Raw genomic sequence first — 25,811 nt, 5'->3', positions numbered from 1 at the left:
CGATTTCTGTCCCACTCTCTTTCTTTTGCTTATTGGCCTTGAAAATGCTATAGTAGGGAAAATGGATTGGAGGATCGAAATATGGGATTATTCAGCGGTTTATTGGGCAATGCTTCTCAGAAAGATATTGAAAAAACAGAAAGAGAATTGGAGAATATTCTGACGCCAGCAGAAAATGTGGAGTTGGCTTTCAGTCTTATTCGTGACTTGATTGTCTTTACAGATAAGCGTTTGATTTTGGTGGACAAGCAGGGAGTGACAGGTAAGAAAACGGCTTATAAATCTTATCCTTATCGCTCTATTTCTCGCTTTTCAGTGGAAACGGCTGGTCACTTTGACCTAGACGCAGAGCTGAAAATCTGGGTTTCCAGTGCTGAGGAACCAGCCGAAACCCTAACTTTCCGAAGTGATAAAAGTGTCATTGCCATCCAAAAAGCGCTGGCAGAAGCAGTATTGAGATAAAAAGCGGTTTCAACCGCTTTTTTTGCAAACAAAAACTAACCATAGCTTATTGGCTTGGTTAGTTCATAAATAAAGATTGACGATCAAAAGCAATTTCTATTTAGTTGTCTTCACTAGGAAAAGATTCACCAAAATGCAGCTCAGAGTATGGAGTTTCAAAATGACCTCCGTCATAAGTTACCTTGACTGAAGTTATTCCAAAGTCAACGATTATTGGTTTTGCAGCTGTTATAAAGACATAGCGATTAGCGTTTTGCTTTATATCATAGACTTTTACTGCTCCGTAAATGGAATCGGAAGAATAGATATCTCCATTTTTAGTCGATTTGGTTATTTCAATGGTCTTCTTAGCAGGAGAATAGGATAAATTATAAGCTTCTTTTTTTCCGATGCCTTGTGTAATTAAAGTTTCGTTGTCATCGCTTCTAGCTTGAAAGTAAATAAAATTTTTATCAAAACTTTGCTGAGCGTTGTTCATAACGAGAAAAACATTTACACCCCATGCAGCTAAGCCCAAAATAAGAAGAGAAGCGATACCAATAAAAACAGTTTTTTTAGTTAAGCGTATAAAAACTCCTTGAAAATCATGCTATTGGAGAAATGAAAGTCAATAGCTTGCTCTAAAAAATATTTTCTACGTTTTTTCTTGCTGGCGAACTAAGGAGTTGGCTAGCAAGACAGGATAGTTTCTAAAGTTAAGGAAATCAGTCAGAAAAGATTTCATTCTTCTGTGAATCCTTGAGATAGCAGAAAAGCAAAGAAATCTTCGGGTTTTTCCTTAAGCTTTTTGAATAGGTTATCTTTAGTTGTTTCCCCTAAAGCCGCCATGACTTGTTTTTCTTTTGCTTTGCTGAGATCAAAGTGGGCAACTTGTGCAACGGTTTTCTTGTCCTCTGAAACTTTGACTTCAAGTGTGACTCCATCTAACTTGCTGAATTTATCATAAAAGTCACTGGCTTTCAATTCTTCTTGATAAATGCTGCTGATTTCTTCAGGACTCTTACTTTGCTCGTCCTCTTGAGTCGGTTTCGTAGCCATAAAATCGAAGGCTCGAATCCTATCTTTTTGATAATAAGCGACAATTTTATTATTGTATCCGTTAGGCATGTTGTAAGCAAAAGTCTTGGTTTTTACTTTCTCTTCTTTTTTTGGCTTGCTTTGGCTCTGACTTTGGTTGGGCTTGCTTTCGTGCTTAGTTTGCTTAGGCATGCTGCAGGCAGTCAAAGCCAGCAGACAGGCGCTAGCTAGTAAAATTTTCTTCACAGTTAAGACTCCTTTTAATAAATGTTCTGTTCTATTATAGCATAACTTAGTTTTAAGATAAGAAAACATATAAATATATAGTCATCAACAACTTTACTCCGCTCTTTTTCTATCGAAAAAAGTACTGATTTATGGTAAAATAGGGTCACTACTGTACGAGGAAATGTCATGCCAAACAAGTTTGAAATTTTAATGCATCAGCTGGATATGCCACTGGAAATGAGAAATTCAGAGGCCTTTTTGAATGCTGAAATTGAGGAAGTTCTGGTCCACAAGGTCAGTCGGGTCTGGGAGTTTCATTTTTCTTTTACGAATATTCTGCCCATTGAGATTTTTCGGGAATTGCAGAAGCGCTTAGCTCAAGAGTTTTCTAAGACGGGCAATCAGGCCATTTTTGAAATTCACTGTCAGACTCCTCAGGTGTCGGATGAGCTCTTACAGGCTTATTACCAGCTGGCCTTTGAGGAAGGTCCATGTGCCAGTCATGGCTTCAAGAGCCTGTATCAGGATTTGCGGGTTCATTTGGATGGGGACAAGCTGCTGATTGAGGGGGCTTCGACCATTGATACGGAGCATTTTCGTAAGAATCACCTGCCCAATCTCAGTCGTCAGCTGGTCAAGTACGGCTTTCCACATCTGACCTGTCAGGTTCAGCACAGCGATGAGCTGACCCAGCAGCAAGCGGAGAATTTCCAAGCAGAGAATGACAAGATTGTCCAGGCGGCCAATGAAGAGGCGCTCAAAGCCATGGAATCTCTACAACAGATGGCGCCACCGCCAGAAGAAAAACCAGCCTATGACTTCCAAGCTCGCAAGGCTGCGGCTAAACCAAATCTGGACAAGGCAGAGATTACTCCTATGATCGAAGTTCAGACTGAGGAAAACCGTCTGGTCTTTGAGGGAATGGTCTTTGATCTAGAGCAGAAGGTCACGCGGACCGGCCGGGTCTTGCTCAACTTCAAGATGACAGACTATACTTCCAGCTTCTCCTTGCAGAAATGGATGAAAAACGAGGAAGAAGCCAAGAAGTTTGACATGATTAAGAAAGGCGCTTGGCTCCGCGTACGGGGAAATGTGGAGATGAACAACTTCACTCGTGACCTGACCATGAATGTGCAGGATGTCCAGGAAGTTACCCACTATGAGCGCAAGGATCTGATGCCTGAGGGTCAGAAGCGGGTTGAGTTTCACGCTCATACCAATATGTCTACTATGGACGCCCTGTCTGAGGTAGAGGAAATCATTGCAACGGCTGCCAAGTGGGGCCACAAGGCTGTCGCCATTACTGACCATGGCAATGTGCAGAGCTTTCCCCATGGCTACAAGGCTGCCAAGAAAGCTGGTATTCAGCTGATTTACGGTATGGAGGCCAATATTGTAGAAGACCGGGTGCCCATCGTCTATAATGAAGTGGACATGGAGCTGAGTGATGCGACCTATGTGGTCTTTGACGTTGAAACAACAGGACTTTCAGCCGTCTACAATGACTTGATTCAGGTCGCTGCCAGCAAGATGCACAAGGGCAATATCATCGCTGAGTTTGATGAGTTTATCAATCCTGGTCATCCTCTGTCGGCTTTTACGACGGACTTGACCGGGATTACTGATGAGCATGTCCGCAATGCCAAACCACTGGAGCAGGTGCTGAAAGAATTTCAGGAATTTTGCCAGGACAGTGTCCTCGTTGCCCATAATGCTACCTTTGACGTGGGCTTTATGAATGTCAATTATGAGCGTCATGGCCTGCCGAAAATTACCCAGCCAGTCATTGACACGCTGGAATTTGCCCGCAACCTCTATCCAGAGTACAAGCGTCATGGTCTGGGGCCTTTGACCAAGCGTTTCCAGATTGCTCTGGAGCATCATCACATGGCCAACTATGACGCGGAAGCGACGGGCCGCCTTCTCTTTATCTTTATCAAGGATGTGGCTGAGAAGCATGGTGTGACTAATCTTAAGGATTTGAATACGGATCTGGTCGATGAGAATTCTTACAAGAAAGCTCGGGTCAAACATGCGACCATTTATGTGAAAAATCAGACGGGGCTCAAGAATATTTTCAAGTTAGTCAGTCTGTCCAATACCAAGTATTTTGAAGGCGTCCCACGGATTCCACGGACCGTGCTGGATGCCCATCGTGAAGGCCTGATTCTGGGATCAGCCTGTTCAGAAGGCGAAGTCTATGACGCCGTTGTCTCTCAGGGGGTGGATGCGGCTGTCGAAGTAGCCAAGTATTATGACTTTATCGAGGTTATGCCGCCGGCTATCTATGAGCCGCTGATTGCCAAGGAGCAGATCAAAGACCAGGAAGAACTGCAGACCATTATTCGCAATTTGATTGAGGTCGGAGATCGCTTGGGCAAGCCTGTCCTTGCGACGGGGAATGTCCACTATATCGAGCCGGAAGAAGAAATCTATCGTGAGATTATCGTACGGAGTCTCGGTCAGGGAGCCATGATAAACCGGACCATTGGTCACGGTGAAAATGCCCAGCCGGCTCCGCTTCCTAAGGCTCACTTCCGGACCACCAATGAGATGTTGGACGAATTTGCCTTTCTAGGCGAGGATTTGGCTAAGAAGCTGGTCATCACCAATCCGAATCAGCTGGCGGAGACCTTTGAGCCGGTAGAGGTAGTCAAGGGCGATCTCTATACACCTTTCATTGACAAGGCCGAGGAGACAGTTGCCGAGCTGACCTATCAAAAGGCCTTTGAGATTTATGGCAATCCGCTGCCAGATATCGTGGACTTACGGATCGAAAAAGAGCTGACTTCTATCTTGGGGAATGGTTTTGCCGTGATTTATCTGGCTTCTCAGATGCTGGTGCAACGCTCCAACGAGCGTGGCTATTTGGTAGGTTCTCGAGGGTCTGTCGGATCTAGTTTTGTTGCGACCATGATCGGGATTACCGAAGTTAATCCTCTGTCACCCCACTATGTCTGTGGCAAATGCCAATACAGCGAGTTCATCACGGACGGCTCCTATGGTTCTGGCTTTGATATGCCGGATAAGGACTGTCCAGAGTGTGGTCACAAGCTGAGCAAGAATGGTCAGGATATTCCTTTTGAGACCTTCCTTGGATTTGACGGGGACAAGGTACCCGATATTGACTTGAACTTCTCTGGAGAGGATCAGCCGAGCGCCCACTTGGACGTGCGGGACATCTTTGGTGAGGAGTATGCCTTTCGGGCTGGAACTGTTGGTACGGTGGCTGCTAAGACGGCCTATGGATTTGTCAAGGGTTACGAGCGCGACTACGGGAAGTTCTACCGAGACGCCGAAGTTGAGCGTTTGGCACAGGGAGCTGCCGGAGTCAAGCGGACGACCGGACAACATCCGGGCGGAATCGTTGTTATCCCTAACTATATGGATGTTTATGACTTTACACCGGTACAATATCCAGCTGACGATGTGACGGCCGAGTGGCAGACTACCCACTTTAACTTCCACGATATCGATGAAAATGTCCTCAAGCTAGACGTTCTGGGACACGATGATCCAACCATGATTCGGAAGCTTCAGGACTTGTCTGGCATTGATCCAAATGACATTCCTATGGATGATGCTGGCGTTATGGCCCTCTTTTCTGGAACAGACATTTTGGGTGTGACTGAGGAGCAAATCGGCACGCCGACTGGTATGCTGGGGATTCCAGAGTTTGGAACCAATTTTGTACGGGGAATGGTTGACGAGACCCATCCGACCACCTTTGCCGAGCTCTTACAGCTATCTGGTCTTTCTCATGGTACGGACGTTTGGCTGGGCAATGCTCAGGACTTGATCAAGCAAGGGATTGCCGACCTGTCCACCGTTATCGGCTGTCGGGACGACATCATGGTTTACCTCATGCACAAAGGCTTGGATCCTAAGATGGCCTTTACAATCATGGAGCGCGTGCGGAAGGGCCTCTGGCTGAAGATTACTGAAGAAGAGCGCAATGGCTACATCGCAGCCATGAAGGAAAACAATGTGCCAGAATGGTACATCGAGTCCTGTGGAAAGATCAAGTACATGTTCCCCAAGGCCCATGCAGCAGCCTACGTTATGATGGCCCTGCGGGTAGCCTACTTCAAGGTGCATCATCCAATTTATTACTACTGTGCTTATTTCTCCATCCGGGCTAAGGCCTTTGATATCAAGACCATGAGTGGCGGGCTCGATGCCGTCAAACGCCGGATGAGCGAAATCGCTGAGAAGCGTAAGAACAACGAAGCTTCTAATGTAGAAATTGACCTTTATACGACTCTGGAAATCGTCAATGAAATGCTGGAGCGGGGCTTCAAATTCGGGAAGTTAGATCTCTACAAGAGCCACGCGACCGAGTTTCTCATCGAAGGAGATACCCTTATCCCGCCTTTCTCTACCATGGACGGTCTGGGTGACAACGTTGCCCGCCAATTAGTTAGAGCGCGGGAAGAAGGTGAATTCCTTTCTAAGACAGAGCTCCGCAAACGTGGCGGCCTCTCTAGCACCCTAGTTGAAAAAATGGATGATATGGGCATTCTCGGCAATATGCCAGAGGATAACCAGTTGAGTTTGTTTGATGAGTTTTTCTAAAATATAGAAAGAGGTTTTTATGAAATTGACCATTTCCGCTCAGGATAAGCCTGCGCAAAAGGTGTTTGATTACCAGCTGGAGTTTGACCCAGATACGATTTTGAAAATGACCGCTTTGATTTGCGGTACGGTGGCAGCGGTTAGTCTGCTGTCCCTGTTTAAAGAGAAATAACGAAAGAAAAGGAGAAGCAGATGGTTCTGCCAAATTTTAAAGAAAACTTAGAAAAATACGCTAAACTATTGGTTGCCAATGGTATCAATGTGCAACCGGGTCACACAGTGGCGCTCAATATTGATGTGGAGCAGCGTGAGTTGGCGCATTTGATCGTGAAAGAAGCTTATGCCTTGGGTGCACATGAGGTCATCGTTCAGTGGACAGATGATGTCATCAACCGTGAGAAATTCCTCCACGCGCCGATGGATCGTCTGGACAATGTGCCAGAATATAAGATTGCTGAGATGAACTATCTCTTGGAGAACAAGGCCAGCCGTCTTGGTGTCCGTTCTTCTGACCCAGGTGCCTTGAACGGCGTGGACGCTGACAAGCTTTCAGCTTCTGCTAAAGCGATGGGACTTGCGATGAAGCCAATGCGGATCGCAACCCAATCCAACAAGGTTAGCTGGACCGTCGCAGCTGCTGCTGGACTTGAGTGGGCCAAAAAAGTCTTTCCAAATGCTGCGAGCGACGAAGAAGCAGTTGATCTCCTTTGGGACCAAATTTTCAAAACCTGCCGTGTTTACGAAGAAGACCCCGTGAAGGCTTGGGAAGAACACGCTGCTATCCTTAAGAGCAAAGCAGAAATGCTTAATAAGGAGCAATTTTCAGCTCTTCATTACACAGCGCCAGGAACTGATTTGACACTTGGCTTGCCAAAGAACCACGTTTGGGAATCAGCCGGTGCTGTCAATGCGCAGGGAGAAGGATTCTTGCCAAATATGCCGACAGAAGAAGTCTTTACGGCTCCTGACTTCCGTCGTGCAGAGGGCTATGTAACCTCTACAAAACCGCTTAGCTATAACGGAAATATCATCGAAGGGATTAAGGTAACCTTTAAGGATGGACAAATCGTGGATATTTCAGCCGAGAAGGGTGATCAGGTCATGAAAGACCTTGTCTTTGAAAATGCGGGTGCGCGTGCCTTGGGTGAATGTGCCTTGGTACCAGATCCAAGCCCGATTTCTCAGTCAGGCATTACCTTCTTCAACACCCTTTTCGATGAAAATGCTTCTAACCACTTGGCTATCGGTGCAGCTTATGCGACTAGCGTGGTTGGCGGAGCAGAGATGAGCGAAGAAGAGCTTGAAGCTGCAGGCCTCAACCGTTCAGATGTTCACGTGGACTTTATGATTGGTTCGAATCAAATGGATATCGATGGTATCCGTGAGGATGGAACACGAGTTCCTATCTTCAGAAATGGAGACTGGGCAATCTAAGATTTTAAGTTGTTTTGACGGGCACTTTTAATCTGACAGCTCCCACCTGCTTCTTGAAAAGTATTCTTAGAAACATAGAAAGAAGGATCCTATATGATTGGTAGTATGTTTGTCGGTTTTATTATTGGTCTCATGGCTGGGGCTATTACCAGCCGCGGAGAGCGTATGGGCTGTATCGGAAAAATCCTTTTGGGCTGGTTTGGTTCATGGCTTGGGCAATTGCTTTTTGGCCACTGGGGACCGATGTTAGCGGGCACAGCCATTCTTCCCTCAGTCTTGGGTGCTGTGATCCTCTTGGCTCTTTTCTGGGATCGAGGCACCTAGAATAGTGTAAAAGAAATACCTAGGCGTGAAAACGTCTAGGTATTTTTGATTGCAAATATGGTCTTTTATTCCAGTACCAGCATACCGTCTTTCACTGCAAATGGATCTTTTTCATTGATGCGGTCGTAGAACATGATGCCGTTGATATGGTCAATCTCGTGTTGAACCACGATAGAATTGTAGCCCTTGAGTTTGATGCGGTGTTTTTGACCATCCTTGTCAAAGTAATCCACGGTCACTCGTGCATGACGCACAACATAGCCTGGCACCTCTCGGTCAACGGATAAGCAGCCTTCTCCATCAGCCAGAGCAGCATCTTGGACGGAGTGGGCAACAACTTTAGGATTGTACATGACCTGAGCTAGGGAGTAAGCTTCTTTAGGCGGATTTCCTTCTTCGTCCTCCAGATTTGGCACTAGCACAGCGATAATCCGCTTAGAAATATCCAGCTGAGGCGCTGCTAGACCGACTCCGCCACGGAGCCCCATTTTTTCCGCCATGACAGGATCTTGAGAATGTTTCAAGAACTGCATCATTTTCTCACCTAAAATGATTTCCTGATCAGATAGGGGAAAGCTGACTTCCTCAGCCACTGCACGCAAGGTAGGATTCCCCTCACGGATAATATCGCTCATATCGATCAAATGAGCTGCCTTGGTTAATTTATCCATAACCGATTTTTTTTCACTAACAGACATGATTCTCTCCTTTTTCTTTCTTTCATCATAACACAAATCCCGCCAGAAATAAAGAAAGGGCTTGTCCTTTTATCAGAGGAGAAATTTTTCGAAAGAATACTCTTTTTAATGACCGAATTTTTAAGAAAAGATGATTGCGTCTTTTTCTAAAAAGCTGTATGATAGAATGAGTGTGATTTTTAAAGGAAAATAGAATGAAAAAGTTTATGGAAAAAGTGAGTATTCTCTCACTTTCTTTGGTGTTGACGACCTCCTTTTCGATTTCCAGTGCCCAATCGGCTATGTTTGCTTTTTATAAAGACCTGCCAGAAAGCTGGATTGAATTGTTGGTTTCTCTCCCATCGGCTGGGATTATGCTCATGCTAATCTTAAATGGTCTGGTGGAGAAATATTTATCGGAACGAAAGATGATTGTGACGGGGCTCTTGATTTTCTCTCTTTGCGGCTTTGTTCCTCTCGTGAATAAGACCTACTGGGTGATTTTTGCCTCTCGGCTTATCTTTGGTATGGGAGTTGGTTTGCTCAACGCTAAAGCTATCTCGATTATCAGCGAGCGCTATGAGGGCAAGGAACGGATTCAGACCTTAGGTCTACGTGGATCGGCTGAAGTTGTTGGGACAGCCCTCCTGACGCTTGGAGTGAGCCAGTTGCTTCGCTTTGGCTGGGAAATTTCTTTCTTGGTCTATGCGTCGGGGTTGATTGTTCTAGCCCTTTATCTGCTCTTTGTGCCTTATGGCAAGGAGGAAAAGCATCATGAGGCTCATCAAGAAGGCAAAGGCTTGACAGCTGCACAGTGGTTTTTGACAATCGGCCTAGCCCTAGTAGCAGCGGTGATTGTCTTGACGAATGTGGTTATCAACGTGCGCGTGCCCGGCCTGGTTGAAAAGTCTGGTATGGGCAGTGTTCAGACAGCAGGCTTGATTCTTTCAACTATGCAGTTGATTGGTATTGCCGCAGGCTTGTCCTTTGCACCGCTTCTTCATTATTTTAAGGAAAATTTATTGACGGTTGCGGGAGTGGCCTTTGGTCTTACTTCCATCATGATTGGTTTGGCACCAAATCTCTTGCTCTTAAGCGTGGTTACTATCGCTTCTGGCTTTGTTTATAGTGTTAGTCTGACAGCGATTTTCCATATTCTTTCCGAGAGAATCCCTAGCAAATCCTTGAATCAAGCAACTTCAATTGTGATTTTAGGTTGCAGTGCTGGAGCGACTGCTACAACCTTTTTCTTGTCTTTGATTAGTCAATTTTCAAGCCAAGCTTCCTTTATTTTTGGCGTTTTGGGAAGTCTGATGGTTTTAATGGCAGTGCTGGCGTTTGGGATTCTCAAGAAAAAGTCTGCTTAGGAGAAGAGTATGCGTCTGGATAAATTTTTAGTGGAAAGTGGACTTGGCTCACGTAGTCAAGTCAAGCAACTATTGAAAAAAGGTCAAGTCTGGGTCAATGGGGCAGCGGTCACGTCGGCCAAGACACAGATTGATGAGAGGTCGGATCAGATTGTGGTGGATGGTCAGACCTTGGTTTATGAGAAATTTGTCTACTATCTCTTGAACAAACCAAAGGGTGTCATTTCCGCAACTGAAGATGACCGCCATAAAACGGTTTTAGATTTATTGGACGATGCTGCCCGTCAAAAAGAAGTCTTTCCTGTGGGGCGCTTAGATGTGGATACGCATGGGCTTCTGCTTTTGACTAATAATGGTCAGCTATCGCATGCTATGCTGTCCCCCAAGCGCCATGTGGCTAAGCTTTATCAGGCCCAGGTTGCCGGTCTGATGGATCAGGCAGATGTTGAGCGTTTTGCTCAAGGAATCGAGCTTAAAGACTTCACTTGTCAGCCTGCCCAGCTCGAAATTATCGAAAGAAATGAAGGAGCACAGACCAGTCTGGTTCGTATCACGCTCTCAGAAGGTAAGTTTCATCAGGTGAAGCGGATGGTTCTAGCTTGTGGAAAGGAAGTCACCGACCTTCAGCGCTTGTCTATGGGGCCTCTGCAGCTAGATCCAAGTCTGGAACTGGGGCAATGGCGACGCTTGACTAAAGAAGAAATGCAGAGCTTGGAAATTTTTCAAGTTGAACTATAGAAAACTAGGAAAGTGGAGCAATATACTTGTTTCACTTTTTTGCTTTATTTGACAGTTAAGCCTTGATATGATAAGATTTAGGTAACTATATCTAGAAAAAGTTTCAGAGGAAATTATGGCAATTGAAAAGACAGTCAGCGAGCTGGCCGAGATTTTAGGAGTCAGCCGTCAGGCAATCAATAATCGTGTCAAGGCTCTGCCGCCAGAAGATACAGAAAAAAATGAAAAAGGGGTCACAGTCGTGACCCGCAGTGGCCTGATTAAGCTAGAAGAAATTTATAAAAAGACCATTTTTGAAGATGAGCCAGTCAGCGAAGAAGTCAAACAGCGCGAGTTGATGGAAATCTTAGTGGATGAAAAAAATGCTGAGATTTTGCGCCTTTATGAGCAACTCAAGGCGAAAGATAACCAGCTGGCTAAGAAAGACGAACAACTCCGTGTCAAAGATGTGCAAATTGCTGAAAAAGATAAGCAGCTAGACCAGCAGCAGCAGTTGACAGCCAAGGCTATGAGTGAGCGGGAAACCCTTCTTTTGGAGCTGGATGAAGCCAAGGAGAAGGTACAAAAGCAGGAAAACAAAGGCTTTTTTGCTCGTTTGTTTGGTAAATAAGAAAGAAAATCTCAGTTGAAAAGCTGAGATTTATTTGTCAAAGAAGGGGTGGAGCCAAGATGGCAATAACAGGAGCGGACTCACTGTAGCCACTGTAACTTGACTACCCTGTTTCGCCCAAATTTCTGAAAGAAGAAAATAAGATGAAACCAGAAAAACTTAGCTTTAAGCGCTTTTATCATAATTTAGACAAGATCCTAGTCCTCTTTTTCATGGTCTTTATGATGATGGAGTATGCTTGGATCCCCTTTAATTCCTACGCAGCAGAATATCTACTCAAACAGACAGGATATCTTTTTTTGTCCTACAATAATGTGTGGGCAGTCCTCAGTTCCAATTGGCTGGTCGGTCTAGGCTTTCTAGTCCTCGTTGTGGTCAATCTCTTTGTCGCCTATTTCCAGAGTGGCATGATTTTCATGGGGATTCGCAATCTTTTAGATAAAGAAAATCGACCAGTATTCGCTTTTCTTGGAAAGACATTTAGGGATAGTTTTGCCATTGTCAAGAAGGCTGGCCCAGGGAAAATGCTCTTTATCGTACTTTATATGGGCTTTCTTTTTCCCTTCTTGCGCCAAATTTTGAAAATCTACTATCTCAATAAAATTTTGGTTCCGGATTTTATTGTCACCTATTTAGCAAATAATATTGTGTTCGCCGTTTTCATGGGACTTCTTGTGGTCGGCATGCTTCTAGTGGCAGTGCGACTAATGTTTGCCCTACCACAGCTCTTTTTTGAACATGCCACAGTTCCTCAGGCAATTCGCTTTAGTCTAGCCAAGACCAAGAACCGCCTTTTCTTTTACACTAGGCATCTTTTTTGGATTATTATCAAAAGCTTTCTGCTTTATACTTTTCTCTCAGCTCCAGCTATACTAGGACAGCGATACGCGAACACTCAACCAAATGAGGTTGTCCTCTTTAGCGGTATTGTAGCTTTTGTCCTGATTAAGTTTGCCTACTATGCTATGTTGTCCTATTTCCTTCTCAAATTTGTCTCCTTCCTGACAGATCGTACCTTAAGTGACTATCCATCGAAAAGAGGCCTGTCTCTAATGCGTTGGTTTGTTTTGACTATTGCTAGCTTCAGCTTCGCATTAGAAGGTTATGTCTATCTAAATTTCCCTTTGGAGAACGTTCCGATTACGATTTCCCATAGAGGGGTTTCGAGGGAAAATGGAATCCAAAATACCGTAGAAGCGCTGGAAAAAACAGCCTTGCTCAAGCCTGACTTGGTAGAAATGGATGTGCAGGAAACCAAGGATGGGCAATTTGTCATGATGCATGACGCAAACCTGAAGCAGTTGGCAGGTCTTGATGCCCAACCTCAAGACTTAACCTTGGCCGACTTAACTTCACTAGAGATTTCAGAAAATGGCTATCGGGCTAAGATTTCTAGCTTTGATGATTACTTTACTCGTGCCAATCAACTCGGCCAGCGCCTCTTGATAGAAATCAAGACCAGCAAGAAAGACTCCAAGAATATGATGGAGCGATTCTTGAGCAAGTATGGTGCCAAAATCAAGGTTTATCAACACCAGATTCAGTCTTTGGACTACCAAGTCATCGATCAGGTTGTCAAATATGACTCTTCTATCCCCAGCTTTTTTATCTTGCCTTATAATACAATTTTTCCACGAACTAAGGCTTCTGGCTACACCATGGAGTATTCAACCTTGGATGAAAATTTTGTCAATAAACTCTGGCAATCCGACAAACGTCTCTATGACTGGACCATTAATGATGAGGATAGCATCGTCAAATCCTTTCGCTTAGGAGTGGATGGGATGATTACAGATGATTTGGAGTTGGTTCAGACTTCCATCAAAGAACTCAAGGATGATCCGGACTATACTACCCTTCTATTAAATAAGTCTATAGACTTGCTAAGTTTTTCTTAGGATAGCAGTGGAAAATGAACACGAGTAATAGAGTAGAGTCATTGCATGGCTACCATAATATTCAGAAAATTTAGTTTACTTTTTTCCTTTCTTGTGCTATAATCCTAAGTAAACCTAAAAAAACAAAATTGGAGAATTCGTATGAAAAAAAGCAAAGTATTAGCTTTAGCTGGGGTTAGCCTTCTTTCAGTAGGCGTTTTAGCTGCTTGTTCTGGTTCATCAAAAGGAAACAGCGCAGCAAAAGCTTATAATTATGTCTATACTGCTGAACCAGAAACATTGGACTATGTGACATCTGGTAAGGCTTCAACAGCTGACCTCGTGACTAACGGTGTGGATGGTTTGTTGGAAAATGACCAATATGGTAATTTTGTACCGTCTATTGCAGAGTCTTGGACTGTTTCTAAGGATGGTTTGACTTATACCTATAAAATCCGTAAAGACGCTAAATGGTACACTTCAGAAGGTGAAGAATACGGCGATGTGACAGCTCAGGACTTTGTGACGGGCCTCAAGCATGCTGCTGATAAGAAATCTGAAGCCCTTTATCTTGTTCAACATTCTGTAAAAGGCTTGGATGACTACGTAAATGGTAAAACACCTGACTTCTCTACTGTTGGAGTTAAGGCAGTTGACGACCACACTCTCCAATATACTTTGAACCAACCTGAACCACAGTGGAATTCAAAGACAACTTCACAAGTTCTTTGGCCAGTTAATGCTGAATTCCTTAAGAAACAAGGGGACAAATTTGGTCAATCTACTGACCCATCTTCTATCCTTTACAATGGACCATTCTTGATGAAGTCTATCACTGCTAAGTCTGCTGTTGAATATCAAAAGAATGAAAACTACTGGGATAAAGAAAATGTTCATGTCGATACTATCAAGTTGTCTTACTTTGATGGACAAGACCAAGATGCCCTTGCTCGTAACTTTAAAGACGGCGCCTACACAGTAGCTCGTCTCTACCCTACAAGCTCAAACTATGCTGGAGTAGAAAAAGACTTCAAGGATAATATCTTTTTCACACCGCCAAGTGCTGGTGTAGCTGTTATGGGTGTCAATATTGATCGTCAAAGTTACAACCATACAAGTAAAACAACAGATGCTCAGAAGTCTGCTACTAAGAAAGCGATTCTGAACAAAGACTTCCGTCAAGCCTTGAACTTTGCTATCGACCGCACATCATACTCAGCACAGATCAATGGTAAAGAGGGTGCTCCTTACGCTGTCCGTAATACTTATGTACCACCAACTTTTGTTCAAGCCGGTGATAAATCTTTTGGTGACGTTGTAGAAGAGAAAGTTGCTGCATTGGGTGACGAATGGAAAGGTGTTAAACTTGAGGACGGTCAAGATGGCCTCTTTAATGCTGAGAAAGCAAAAGCAGAGTTTGCCAAAGCAAAAGCGGCTCTACAAGCTGACGGAGTAGAATTCCCAATTCATCTGGATCTCCCAGTTGCTCAGACTGCTAAGCCAATGGTTAACCGCGCGCAATCGCTTAAGCAATCTGTTGAAAAGACTTTGGGAACTGAGAATGTTGTTGTAGATATTCAACAAATGTCAGAAGATGATCTTTACAACATTACTTACTATGCACCAAATGCTGCTGGCGAAGACTGGGATATCTCAACAGCTGTTGGTTGGAACCCTGACTATCAAGATCCATCAACTTATTTGGATATTTTGAAAACTACATCAACTGAAACTACAAAGAGTTACCTTGGTTTTGAGGGAGCAGACAATGCTGCCGCTAAGCAAGTTGGTCTAGATGAATATGACCGCTTGGTAGATGAAGCTGGTAAAGAAACTTCAGATGTTGTTACTCGTTACGAAAAATATGCAGCAGCTCAGGCTTGGTTGACAGATAGCTCTCTTGTTGTCCCATTGATGGCAAACCCTGGTGCAGCACCATTTATCTCACGTATCGAGCCATTCTCAGGTTCTTATGCCCAAACAGGTAATAAGACAAGTTCTACTTACTTCAAACGTATTAAAGTAAAAGATGAAGTAGTAACGAAGAAAGACTACGAAGCAGCTCGTAAGAAATGGCTGAAAGAAAAAGAAGAGTCAAATGCGAAAGCACAAAAAGATCTCGAAAGTCATGTAGAATAAATCGTTCACTAGAACTTTCTCTAATAACGAGAGAAAGTTCTTTTGAAATTTAAAGGAAACGATAAATGAAGAAATACATTTTTATGCGTATTTTACGCTCAATTGTGTCGATTTTCTTGGTAACGACCTTGACCTATACCATTATTTATACAATGGTTCCGAGAAGATTGATTTTCAAACAAGACCCGAACTACAATAAGATAGCCACAACCGAAGATAAAAAGACAAACTATGAAAATACAGTCTATGAGCGGATGGGTTATATTGACTATTATGATACAAAAGAGTTGCAGGAAAAAGCCAAGAAGGAAAATAAATCTGTGACTACTGAGGCAACCGATGAGAATAAAAAGATCTACGAAGCCTACGTTGAAAAACTTGGCAAAGGTTGGAAATTGTATCAATTCAAAGAAAGCAAAGAATTCTATGCTGTTCGTGAAGTTCCAGTTTACGAGCGTGTAATTGAGTTCTATGCTAATCTGATTCAGATTGATCATCCAAATGCGATTCAAGATGAGGAAAATCCAAATCTTAAGCGCTATATCCGTATCGAAAATGACCCGGCCATTGGTTGGTCAGTCGTAGGTTCTGGTACTCGTCATAAATATCTTCTATATTTTAATGGCCAATTCCCATTTGTTCATCAAAACTTTGTTAGTTTGAACCTAGGAAATTCTTATCCTACTTATGCGAATACGCCTGTATTGCAAGTTATTTCCCAAGGACAAGGTCAGACAAAATCATCAGAAGTTCAATTCCCAACAGGTAAGAAAACTTCTGCTGTAGATATTTACTCTCGTACCTACAAGACTCCAAGTAAGGCAGACTCTCAGGATATTGCTAAATATGGCAAGGGAGATGCTTACACTGCAACCAAGAATAACTATCAAAACCCATCGATGATTGTCAGCTCATCTATTATTGGTCTGATTGGTGTGGCGCTTTCTTATTTGATTGCTGTTCCGCTTGGTTCTTATATGGCTCGTTTGAAAAATACTTGGTTTGATAGTATTTCAACAGGTGCCTTGACCTTCATGATGTCACTGCCAACCATCGCTCTTGTTTATATTGTTCGTTTGGCTGGTTCAGCTATTGGACTTCCAGATTCCTTCCCAATTTTGGGAGCAGGCGACTGGCGTTCCTATGTTCTGCCATCTTTGATTCTTGGACTTCTGAGCGCACCTGTGACAGCTGTCTGGATTCGTCGTTTTATGATCGACTTGCAATCTCAAGACTTTGTCCGCTTCGCTCGTGCTAAAGGTCTTTCAGAGAAAGAAATTTCTAACAAGCATATTTTCAAAAATGCCATGGTACCATTGGTAACTAATATTCCAGCTTCTATCGTTGGTGTCATTGCAGGTGCGACTCTGACAGAAACAGTCTTTGCCTTCCCTGGTATGGGTAAAATGTTGATTGACTCTGTGAGGGCGTCTAATAACTCAATGGTGGTTGGCCTTGTGTTTATTTTCACCTGTCTTTCAATCTTTGCCCTCTTGGTAGGTGATATCTTGATGGTAATGCTTGACCCACGTATTAAATTAACATCTAAAGGAGGTAAATAATGGCTACAATTGATAAAAGTAAATTCCAATTTGTCAAACGTGACGATTTTGCCTCTGAAACGATTGATGCTCCGGCTTATTCATACTGGCGCTCCGTTATGCGTCAATTCTTGAAAAAGAAATCAACGACGATCATGTTAGGAATTCTGGTTGCCATCGTTTTGATGAGTTTCATTTATCCAATGTTCTCGAATTTCGATTTCAATGATGTCAGCAAGGTAAATGACTTTAGTATGCGTTATATCAAACCAAACGCTGAACACTGGTTTGGTACAGACAGTAATGGTAAATCTTTGTTTGACGGTGTTTGGTTTGGTGCGCGGAATTCTATCCTGATTTCGATTATCGCAACACTCATTAACCTGATTATCGGAATTATTATTGGTGCTATCTGGGGAATTTCCAAAGCGGTTGACCGCTTCATGATGGAAGTCTACAATGTCATTTCAAATATTCCAGCACTCTTGATTGTCATTGTCTTGACTTATTCTATCGGTGCTGGTTTCTGGAACTTGATCTTTGCCATGACCATCACTGGCTGGGTAGGGATTGCGTATACGATTCGTATTCAAATTATGCGTTACCGTGATTTGGAGTATAACTTGGCATCACGTACCTTGGGAACACCGACATATAAGATTGTGACCAAGAATATCATGCCTCAGTTGGTATCTGTTATTGTGACGACAACTTCTCAAATGCTTCCAAACTTTATCTCTTACGAGGCTTTCCTTTCCTTCTTTGGACTTGGTCTTCCTGTAACAGTACCAAGTTTGGGACGCTTGATTTCCGACTATTCACAAAACGTAACAACCAACGCTTACCTTTTCTGGATTCCATTGACAACCCTGATCTTGGTATCCCTGTCCTTCTTCGTAGTTGGTCAAAACTTAGCCGATGCAAGTGATCCACGGACACATAGATAGGAGTAAATATGACAAAAAATAAAAATGTAATATTGACTGCTCGCGATATTGTCGTGGAATTTGACGTTCGTGACAGAGTATTGACCGCCATTCGTGGTGTTTCCCTTGATTTAGTTGAAGGAGAAGTTCTAGCTTTGGTGGGAGAATCTGGCTCTGGTAAATCTGTTTTGACAAAAACATTTACTGGAATGTTGGAAGAAAATGGCCGTGTAGCGCAAGGAACGATTGATTACCGAGGAACCGATTTGACTGCTCTAAAGAGTAACAAGGATTGGGAACCCATTCGTGGTGCTAAAATTGCGACTATTTTCCAAGATCCCATGACTAGTCTAGATCCGATTAATACAATCGGAAGTCAAATTACCGAAGTTATCATAAAACACCAAGGAAAAACAAGCAAAGAAGCCAAAGAAATGGCAATCGACTACATGACTAAAGTTGGAATTCCAGACGCCGAAAAACGTTTTGAAGAGTATCCCTTCCAATATTCTGGTGGGATGCGCCAACGGATTGTTATCGCGATCGCCTTGGCTTGTCGTCCAGATATTCTGATCTGTGATGAGCCAACAACGGCCCTCGATGTGACGATTCAAGCCCAAATTATTGACTTGCTCAAGTCATTGCAGGCAGAATACCATTTTACGACTGTCTTTATCACCCACGACCTTGGTGTTGTAGCAAGTATTGCTGATAAAGTGGCGGTTATGTATGCTGGCGAGATCGTTGAATATGGAACAGTTGAAGAAATCTTCTACGATCCAAAACATCCATATACATGGAGCTTGCTGTCTAGCTTGCCGCAGTTAGCTGAAGCAAATGGTGAACTCTACTCGATTCCAGGTACACCACCGTCGCTATATACTAGCATTAAAGGGGATGCTTTTGCGCTTCGTTCGGACTATGCAATGGCTATCGATTTCGAAGAAAAAGCTCCTGCCTTTCAGGTTTCCGATACTCACTGGGCTAAGACCTGGCTCTTGCACGAAGATGCACCAAGAGTTGAGAAGCCGGCTATTATCGAAAACCTTCATGATAAAATTCGTTCAAAAATGGGCTTCAATCACTTAGAAGCTTAGGAGGAAGGAAATGACTGAAAAATTAGTTGAAATTAAAGATTTAGAAATTTCCTTCGGCGAAGGAAGTAAGAAATTTGTAGCTGTTAAAAATGCAAATTTCTTTATCAATAAAGGAGAAACTTTTTCCCTAGTAGGTGAATCTGGTTCTGGTAAGACAACCATCGGCCGTGCTATCATCGGCTTGAACGATACTAGTGCAGGTGAGATTTTATACGAAGGTAAAAAGATCAACGGGAAGCAATCTAAAGCTGAGGAAGCTGAATTGATCCGTAAGATTCAGATGATTTTCCAAGACCCAGCAGCCAGCTTGAATGAGCGTGCTACGGTTGACTATATCATTTCAGAAGGTCTTTATAACTACCATCTTTTTGAAAATGAAGAAGATCGTCAAGAAAAGGTTAAGAATATCATTCGTGAAGTCGGTCTCTTGGCTGAGCATTTGACACGCTATCCTCATGAATTTTCTGGTGGTCAACGTCAGCGGATTGGGATTGCTCGTGCCTTGGTGATGGAGCCAGATTTCGTCATTGCGGATGAGCCAATCTCTGCCTTGGACGTTTCTGTACGTGCACAAGTCTTGAACCTTTTGAAAAAATTCCAAAAAGAACTTGGCTTGACCTATCTCTTTATCGCCCACGACCTATCGGTAGTTCGCTTTATTTCAGATCGAATTGCTGTTATCTATAAAGGGGTTATCGTTGAGGTTGCAGAGACAGAAGAGTTGTTTAACAACCCAATCCACCCGTATACGCAGTCCCTTTTGTCTGCTGTGCCGATTCCAGACCCAATTCTGGAACGCAAAAAGGTCTTAAAGGTTTACGATCCAGAGCAGCATGACTACTCAGTGGATCAACCTAGTATGGTTGAGATTCGTCCCGGACACTATGTCTGGGCTAATAAGGCAGAAGCGGACCGTTATAAAAAAGAATATAAATAAAAAAGAAGCTGTAGAAGCATGGAATTGAATGTTTCTCGGCTTTTTTATTGTTCTTTCAGGAAATTTACGGAAAGATAGCGCAATCGATTGCACACAGGAAAATCACTCTTTTCTAGTTATTATTCCACAAAATATAGGAAAAATGCAAAAATATTTTCTATAAAAGCCTTTACAAAATTAAAAATAGTGGTATAATAGTATTATTCAATGCAAACGATTTCATCAAGGGGTGGTTTGTGAAAATATAAGGAGGTCTGGATGATGAAAGATTCATTCAAAAACATTTTTAGCTTTGAATTTTGGCAAAAATTCGGTAAAGCTTTGATGGTGGTTATTGCGGTTATGCCCGCAGCAGGTTTGATGATCAGTATTGGTAAGTCAATTCCGATGATCAACCCTGAACTAGGTTTTCTAGTGACTACTGGTGGCGTTTTAGAACAAATTGGTTGGGGGATTATCGGAAACCTGCATATCCTCTTTGCTCTCGCTATTGGAGGTAGCTGGGCGAAAGAACGTGCTGGCGGTGCCTTTGCGGCAGGTTTATCCTTCATTTTGATTAACCGTATCACTGGGGTTATGTTCGGTGTATCAAGCGATATGCTGAAAGATTCTAAAGCAGTGGTTAGCACTCTCTTAGGAGGAAGCATCAAGGTTTCTGATTACTTTATCAGTGTCCTTGAGTCTCCTGCTTTGAATATGGGGGTTTTCGTCGGAATTATCGCTGGTTTTGTCGGAGCAACAGCTTATAACAAATACTACAACTTCCGTAAATTGCCAGATGCTTTGTCATTCTTCAATGGTAAGCGTTTTGTACCGTTCGTTGTTATCTTGCGTTCAGTAATCGTAGCAATTGTTTTGTCATTTGTATGGCCAGTTGTTCAAACAGGTATCAACAACTTTGGTATTTGGATTGCTAACTCACAAGATACTGCTCCAATCTTGGCACCGTTCTTGTACGGTACTTTGGAACGTCTCTTGCTTCCATTCGGTTTGCACCACATGTTGACGATCCCAATGAACTACACACAACTTGGTGGTACTTATGAAGTATTGACTGGTGCTGCTAAAGGTACTCAAGTATTTGGTCAAGATCCACTCTGGTTGGCTTGGGTAAATGACTTGGTTGGTACTAAGACAGCTGATCCTACTAAGTACCAATATTTGCTTGACACATTCCATCCAGCCCGCTTCAAAGTTGGACAAATGATCGGTTCATTTGGTATCCTTATGGGTGTTGCCGCAGCTATTTACCGCAATGTTGATGCTGACAAGAAACATCAATACAAAGGTATGATGATTGCGACTGCTTTGGCAACCTTCTTGACAGGGGTTACTGAACCAATCGAATACATGTTCATGTTCGTGGCAACTCCACTTTACTTGATTTACTCATTTGTACAAGGTGCTGCCTTTGCTATGGCGGACATTGTTAACCTTCGTGTGCACTCATTCGGGTCTATCGAATTCTTGACTCGTACTCCAATGGCTATCAATGCTGGTTTGGGTATGGATATCATTAACTTTATCTGGGTAACAGTTCTCTTTGCAGTAATCATGTACTTCATTGCGAACTTCATGATTCAAAAATTCAACTATGCAACTCCAGGACGTAACGGTAACTATGAAACAGCAGAAGGTTCAGATGCAGCTTCTTCATCAGAATCTGGTAATGGTAAAGTTGCTGCAGCTTCTCAAGCCGTTAACGTTATCAATCTTCTAGGTGGCCGTGCTAATATCGTTGATGTTGATGCATGTATGACACGTCTCCGTGTGACTGTTAAGGACGCAACAAAAGTTGGTTCTGAAGAAGAATGGAAAGCTGAAGGCGCTATGGGCTTGGTTATGAAAGGTCAAGGCGTTCAAGCAATCTACGGACCAAAGGCTGACGTTCTTAAATCTGATATCCAAGACTTGTTGGATTCAGGAGAAGTGATTCCTGAAACTTTACCAAGCCAAAAAGCTGAGTCTGCAGCTGCAGCAGTTAGCTACAAGGGTGTGACAGAAGCAATCGAAACAGTTGCTGATGGTGAAGTTGTTAAGTTGGAAGATGTTAAAGATCCAGTCTTCTCACAAAAAATGATGGGTGACGGATTTGCAGTTGAACCAGCAAATGGCAAGATCTATTCACCAGTAGCTGGTAAAGTGACAAGCGTCTTCCCTACAAAACATGCTCTTGGTCTTTTGACTGAAGCTGGTCTTGAAGTGCTTGTTCATATCGGTCTTGATACCGTTAGCCTTGAAGGCAAACCTTTTGAAGTACATGTAGCAGAAGGACAAACAGTTGCTGCAGGTGATCTTTTGGTAACAGCAGATTTGGCGGCTATTAAAGAAGCAGGTCGTGAAACAACTACTATCGTTGTCTTCACAAATGCTCCAGCAATCAAATCAGTAGCAGTTGAGAAATTCGGTAAAGTCGCTCCTAAGACAGTTGTGGCTAAAGTAGAATTGTAAGATAGAAAAGAGAAATCATGGCAAAATTCCTGACTTTAAATACTCATAGTTGGATGGAAGAAGAGCAAGAAAGCAAGCTAAATCAGCTAGCTGAGCGGATTCTCCAAGAAAAATATGATGTCATTTGCCTGCAGGAAGTCAATCAATTAGTGGAGTCTGAACAGGTTGTTCAGGCTCCCTTCTATTATGCGGTAGATGGCGCCATTCCGATTCACCAGGACCACTATGCCTTGCGTCTGGTTGAGAAACTAGCTGAGGCAGGTCTGGACTATTACTGGTCTTGGGCCTATAACCATATTGGTTTTGATATTTACAATGAAGGGGTCGCAATTCTGTCCAGAGAACCCCTGAAGGCAAGAGAACTCTTGGTGTCTGATGTCAATGATCCAAGTGACTATCATACGCGTAAAGTCTTGCTGGCAGAAACGGAACTCGATGGTCGGCTTATCACGGTTGCTTCTTGTCACTTATCTTGGTGGGATAAAGGCTTCCAAGGAGAGTGGGCTAAGTTTGAATCGGAACTCTTGCAAGTGGATACTCCTCTTGTCCTCATGGGAGATTTTAACAATCCCGTTGATTACGAGGGATATCAGCACATTCTTCAAAGTCCGCTTGCTCTCCAGGACAGTCATAAGGTGGCTGACCAAACGATTGGTACAGCGACAGTTGAAGGCGATATCGCTGGTTGGGCAGGAAACAAAGATGCTCTAAAAATTGATTATATCTTCACAAGTAAAGATTTCAATATTGATAAATCAGCTGTTGTTTTTGATGGGCAACGTGGTCCAGTCGTTAGTGACCATTTTGGCTTGGAAGCTCAAGTCCATTTCTAAGCTTATCTGAACAATAGAAATAAACATAAAAATCGCTTTAAATGTTTGTTTTGCTTAAACAGCATTTGAAGCGATTTTTTGCTTTTAATAGGAAAAGAGCAAAGAAGTCTAGAACCAAGAAGTTCTGCTGGTTAAGAAAGGATAATCTTGCTATTTCATGCCTCAGACGGAGGTTTTTTTGCTTAATTTTGTTACAATAGACATGTAAGGAAGGGAATAGCTATGTGGAAAGTTCAATTATTCATCTTTGTTGAAGCGATTCTATTATCAATGGCGCTGGTTACCATGCTGGCTGCCGATTTTTCGCGTGTTGTTCTCATCATGCTACTCTTTCTCTTGTTTTTATATTATTATTTCGGCAAGCAGAGAGGCAATTCGCTATTAGTTGCGACCATGATTGTCTTCTTTTTCATTGTCATGCTCAATCCTTTTGTTATTGCCGCTGTCCTCTTCGCCTTGATTTACGGCATGATTGTGGCCTATCCTTATCTTTACAAAGAAAATCAAGAAACCCATCTTTTCTTTGAAGATGCGACCGAGGTTCGGGCTGAAAAAAATCGTTGGTTGGGGGATTTGCAGCACTTCTCAAAGGACGACTGCCAGTTTCATGACATCAATCTCTTGAGAATGATGGGAAAGGATACTATTCATTTAGAGGATGTCATCGTGGTCAATCATGATAATGTCATCGTGATTCGTAAGGGCTTTGGGGATACCAAGATTGTCATTCCTTTAGATGTGGAAATCCAGCTTCAGATCAATACCCTATACGGAGACTTGAATTTTTTAAATCATCCGCCACGGAAGCTGCGCAATGAAACGATTTCTCTGACGACGCCTGACTATAAGCGAGCCAGCAAAACAGTAAAAATTGTCTTGGTCAGCTTTTTAGGAAATGTGGAGGTTGTTAGAAAGTGAAAAAAACAAGTTATTTGGTCATTTTTCTCTATACCTTCTTCGTTTTAGGGATTATCTTTCATTACATTTTTAATCTTTTTAATTTAGAATGGCAAAAGCTGCTGAATAATCTGGAACTGCTCCAGTCCTTTGCCTTTTTTGTTCTGGTTCTGGGCTTAGCGCTGACTATTTTCTTGGCCGCTGCTGCGCGCTTTCTTCAGCACCTGTCTCTTTCTCAAGTTCAAAAGAATTTAAAAGATATTTTAGAAGGCAGAGGCATACAAGAAACCGGGCAGTTAGAACTGGACGATTCTCTCATCCGCTTAAAAGAAAAGTTGGATAGCCTAACCGAAAATTTGCAGAAATCTGAGAATCAGGCTTTACAGGCCGAAGAGAAGATTATTGAAAAAGAACGCAGGCGGATTGCTCGCGACTTGCATGATACGGTCAGTCAGGAGTTATTTGCTGCCAATATGATTCTCTCAGGCGTTGCTGGAAATGTGGAGCGTCTGGATAAAGACAATCTCCAGCAGCAGTTAAAGGGAATCGCGGACATTCTAGATACAGCGCAAAAAGACTTGCGGATCTTGCTCTTACATTTACGTCCGACAGAGTTGGAAAATCGGACCTTGGTAGAGGGCATGAATGTTTTAATCAAAGAGTTGACAGATAAGTCGGACTTGACTGTCCAGTTTAAGCATGAGGTGGTCAGCCTGCCCAAGCAGATAGAGGAGCATATTTTTAGGATTATCCAAGAAATAATCAATAATACCTTGCGCCATGCTCAGGCCAGTCGTCTGGACGTCTATCTCTATCAGACGCCAAATAGACTCAAACTCAAGGTTTCTGATGACGGAATCGGTTTTGATCCGACTAGCTTGGCTGACATGAGTTATGGTTTGAAAAACATTGAAGATCGAGTGCATGATATGGCTGGCACCTTGAAGATTCTGACGGCTCCCAAAAAAGGAGTTTCTATCGAAATCAGTGTTCCATTGTTAGAAGGGGAAAAGAATGAGAATATTACTAGTGGATGACCATCAAATGGTCAGATTGGGCTTGAAAAGCTTTTTTGAATTACAGGACGATATTGAAGAAGTAACAGAGGCTACCAATGGTAGAGAAGGTGTCGAAAAGGCTCTGGAAGGCCGTCCAGATGTGATTATGATGGATATCGTCATGCCGGAGATGAGCGGCATTGATGCCACCTTGGCTATCTTGAAAGAATGGCCAGAGGCAAAGATTTTAATCTTGACTTCCTATCTGGACAATGAAAAAATCTATCCTGTGTTGGATGCTGGTGCCCGTGGCTATATGTTGAAGACTTCTAGTGCGGATGAAATTCTCCATGCCGTCAGAAAGGTTGCAAAGGGTGAATTTGCCATTGAAACAGAAGTCAGCAAGAAGGTCGAATACCATCGAAATCATATAGAGCTTTACGAGGATTTAACAGCGCGGGAGCGGGATATTTTGGGGCTTTTAGCCAAAGGCTATGAAAACCAGCGGATTGCTGACGAGCTCTTTATTTCCTTGAAAACGGTCAAGACGCATGTGTCTAATATTTTGTCTAAGCTAGAAGTGAGCGATCGGACCCAGGCAGTTGTCTATGCTTTTCAGCATCATCTTGTTCCGCAAGATGATTTTTAATGATATAATAGAGAAGATTAAATTGAAAGAGGAA

At 43.0% G+C, this 25,811-nt stretch carries 22 protein-coding genes; 19 read left to right on the top strand and 3 right to left on the bottom strand.

All coding sequences use genetic code 11. The features are described from left to right. Positions 1-81: 81 nt before the first annotated feature. Positions 82-462 (top strand): PH domain-containing protein, encoded by a 381-nt coding sequence (locus tag D8792_RS00180; protein WP_045500867.1) that lies wholly within the window; start codon positions 82-84, stop codon positions 460-462. Between the two features lie 100 nt (positions 463-562). On the opposite strand, the gene D8792_RS00175 is transcribed toward D8792_RS00180, so the two are convergent. Then, positions 563-940 (bottom strand): hypothetical protein, encoded by a 378-nt coding sequence (locus tag D8792_RS00175; RefSeq protein WP_260470110.1) that lies wholly within the window; start codon positions 938-940, stop codon positions 563-565. Positions 941-1,182: 242 nt separating this feature from the next. Further along, complete coding sequence (locus D8792_RS00170; RefSeq protein ID WP_125372428.1) at positions 1,183-1,725, bottom strand: DUF1307 domain-containing protein; 543 nt, start codon at positions 1,723-1,725, stop codon at positions 1,183-1,185. Between the two features lie 168 nt (positions 1,726-1,893). Here D8792_RS00170 and D8792_RS00165 point away from each other — a divergent pair, with 168 nt between their 5' ends. The 4 genes from D8792_RS00165 to D8792_RS00155 all read left to right on the top strand — a co-directional run bounded on the left by D8792_RS00165 (position 1,894) and on the right by D8792_RS00155 (position 8,040). Further along, positions 1,894-6,282, top strand: a complete 4,389-nt coding sequence (locus D8792_RS00165; RefSeq protein WP_125372427.1) for a PolC-type DNA polymerase III — start codon at positions 1,894-1,896, stop codon at positions 6,280-6,282. Between the two features lie 19 nt (positions 6,283-6,301). Then, positions 6,302-6,454 (top strand): hypothetical protein, encoded by a 153-nt coding sequence (locus D8792_RS11375; protein ID WP_005591870.1) that lies wholly within the window; start codon positions 6,302-6,304, stop codon positions 6,452-6,454. A 20-nt stretch (positions 6,455-6,474) separates the two neighbouring features. After that, positions 6,475-7,716, top strand: a complete 1,242-nt coding sequence (locus D8792_RS00160; protein WP_125372426.1) for an aminopeptidase — start codon at positions 6,475-6,477, stop codon at positions 7,714-7,716. A 93-nt stretch (positions 7,717-7,809) separates the two neighbouring features. Continuing rightward, positions 7,810-8,040, top strand: coding sequence for a GlsB/YeaQ/YmgE family stress response membrane protein (locus D8792_RS00155; RefSeq protein WP_125372425.1), 231 nt, complete (start codon positions 7,810-7,812; stop codon positions 8,038-8,040). A gap of 65 nt (positions 8,041-8,105) precedes the next feature. Here D8792_RS00155 and def read toward each other — a convergent pair whose 3' ends face one another. Then, entirely contained in the window at positions 8,106-8,738 is a 633-nt protein-coding gene (gene def, locus D8792_RS00150; protein WP_005591873.1) for a peptide deformylase, read from the bottom strand. A gap of 194 nt (positions 8,739-8,932) precedes the next feature. Between def and D8792_RS00145 the strand changes: the two genes are divergently transcribed. The 14 genes from D8792_RS00145 to D8792_RS00080 all read left to right on the top strand — a co-directional run bounded on the left by D8792_RS00145 (position 8,933) and on the right by D8792_RS00080 (position 25,777). Continuing rightward, positions 8,933-10,084 (top strand): MFS transporter, encoded by a 1,152-nt coding sequence (locus D8792_RS00145; RefSeq protein ID WP_125372424.1) that lies wholly within the window; start codon positions 8,933-8,935, stop codon positions 10,082-10,084. A gap of 9 nt (positions 10,085-10,093) precedes the next feature. Then, a complete protein-coding gene (locus D8792_RS00140) occupies positions 10,094-10,822 on the top strand; it encodes a pseudouridine synthase (protein WP_125372423.1) in 729 nt (242 codons plus the stop codon). A gap of 115 nt (positions 10,823-10,937) precedes the next feature. Beyond that, positions 10,938-11,432 (top strand): DUF536 domain-containing protein, encoded by a 495-nt coding sequence (locus tag D8792_RS00135; protein ID WP_005591876.1) that lies wholly within the window; start codon positions 10,938-10,940, stop codon positions 11,430-11,432. Positions 11,433-11,575: 143 nt separating this feature from the next. Continuing rightward, positions 11,576-13,330, top strand: a complete 1,755-nt coding sequence (locus D8792_RS00130; RefSeq protein WP_125372422.1) for a glycerophosphodiester phosphodiesterase — start codon at positions 11,576-11,578, stop codon at positions 13,328-13,330. 141 nt (positions 13,331-13,471) lie between these two features. After that, positions 13,472-15,448 (top strand): peptide ABC transporter substrate-binding protein, encoded by a 1,977-nt coding sequence (locus tag D8792_RS00125; protein ID WP_125372421.1) that lies wholly within the window; start codon positions 13,472-13,474, stop codon positions 15,446-15,448. A 65-nt stretch (positions 15,449-15,513) separates the two neighbouring features. Next, positions 15,514-17,010, top strand: coding sequence for an ABC transporter permease (locus D8792_RS00120; RefSeq protein ID WP_125372420.1), 1,497 nt, complete (start codon positions 15,514-15,516; stop codon positions 17,008-17,010). After that, positions 17,010-17,936, top strand: coding sequence for an oligopeptide ABC transporter permease OppC (oppC, locus tag D8792_RS00115; RefSeq protein WP_125372419.1), 927 nt, complete (start codon positions 17,010-17,012; stop codon positions 17,934-17,936). Before D8792_RS00120 ends, oppC begins: the two co-directional genes overlap by 1 nt. An 8-nt stretch (positions 17,937-17,944) precedes the next feature. Continuing rightward, entirely contained in the window at positions 17,945-19,012 is a 1,068-nt protein-coding gene (locus tag D8792_RS00110) for an ABC transporter ATP-binding protein (protein ID WP_005591881.1), read from the top strand. A 10-nt stretch (positions 19,013-19,022) separates the two neighbouring features. After that, positions 19,023-19,949: an ATP-binding cassette domain-containing protein gene (locus D8792_RS00105; RefSeq protein ID WP_125372418.1), complete on the top strand. Its 927-nt coding sequence runs from the start codon at positions 19,023-19,025 to the stop codon at positions 19,947-19,949. A 258-nt stretch (positions 19,950-20,207) separates the two neighbouring features. After that, positions 20,208-22,400 carry a PTS transporter subunit IIBC gene (locus tag D8792_RS00100; RefSeq protein ID WP_125372417.1) on the top strand — a complete coding sequence of 731 codons (2,193 nt, stop codon included), beginning with the start codon at positions 20,208-20,210 and terminating at the stop codon, positions 22,398-22,400. A gap of 17 nt (positions 22,401-22,417) precedes the next feature. Then, entirely contained in the window at positions 22,418-23,233 is an 816-nt protein-coding gene (locus D8792_RS00095) for an endonuclease/exonuclease/phosphatase family protein (RefSeq protein WP_125372416.1), read from the top strand. Positions 23,234-23,455: 222 nt separating this feature from the next. Beyond that, complete coding sequence (gene liaF / locus D8792_RS00090) at positions 23,456-24,151, top strand: cell wall-active antibiotics response protein LiaF (RefSeq protein ID WP_005591886.1); 696 nt, start codon at positions 23,456-23,458, stop codon at positions 24,149-24,151. After that, positions 24,148-25,167, top strand: a complete 1,020-nt coding sequence (locus D8792_RS00085) for an envelope stress sensor histidine kinase LiaS (RefSeq protein ID WP_125372415.1) — start codon at positions 24,148-24,150, stop codon at positions 25,165-25,167. The genes liaF and D8792_RS00085 overlap by 4 nt, the downstream gene beginning before the upstream one ends. Continuing rightward, positions 25,145-25,777 carry a response regulator transcription factor gene (locus D8792_RS00080; protein ID WP_125372414.1) on the top strand — a complete coding sequence of 211 codons (633 nt, stop codon included), beginning with the start codon at positions 25,145-25,147 and terminating at the stop codon, positions 25,775-25,777. Before D8792_RS00085 ends, D8792_RS00080 begins: the two co-directional genes overlap by 23 nt. Positions 25,778-25,811: the final 34 nt, after the last annotated feature.

Origin of the sequence: Streptococcus cristatus (assembly GCF_003943505.1) — a bacterium.
Classification (GTDB): Bacteria; Bacillota; Bacilli; order Lactobacillales; family Streptococcaceae; genus Streptococcus; species Streptococcus cristatus_E.
Note: the sequence above shows the minus strand (reverse complement) of the source record. Positions and strands in the feature narration are given on the sequence as shown.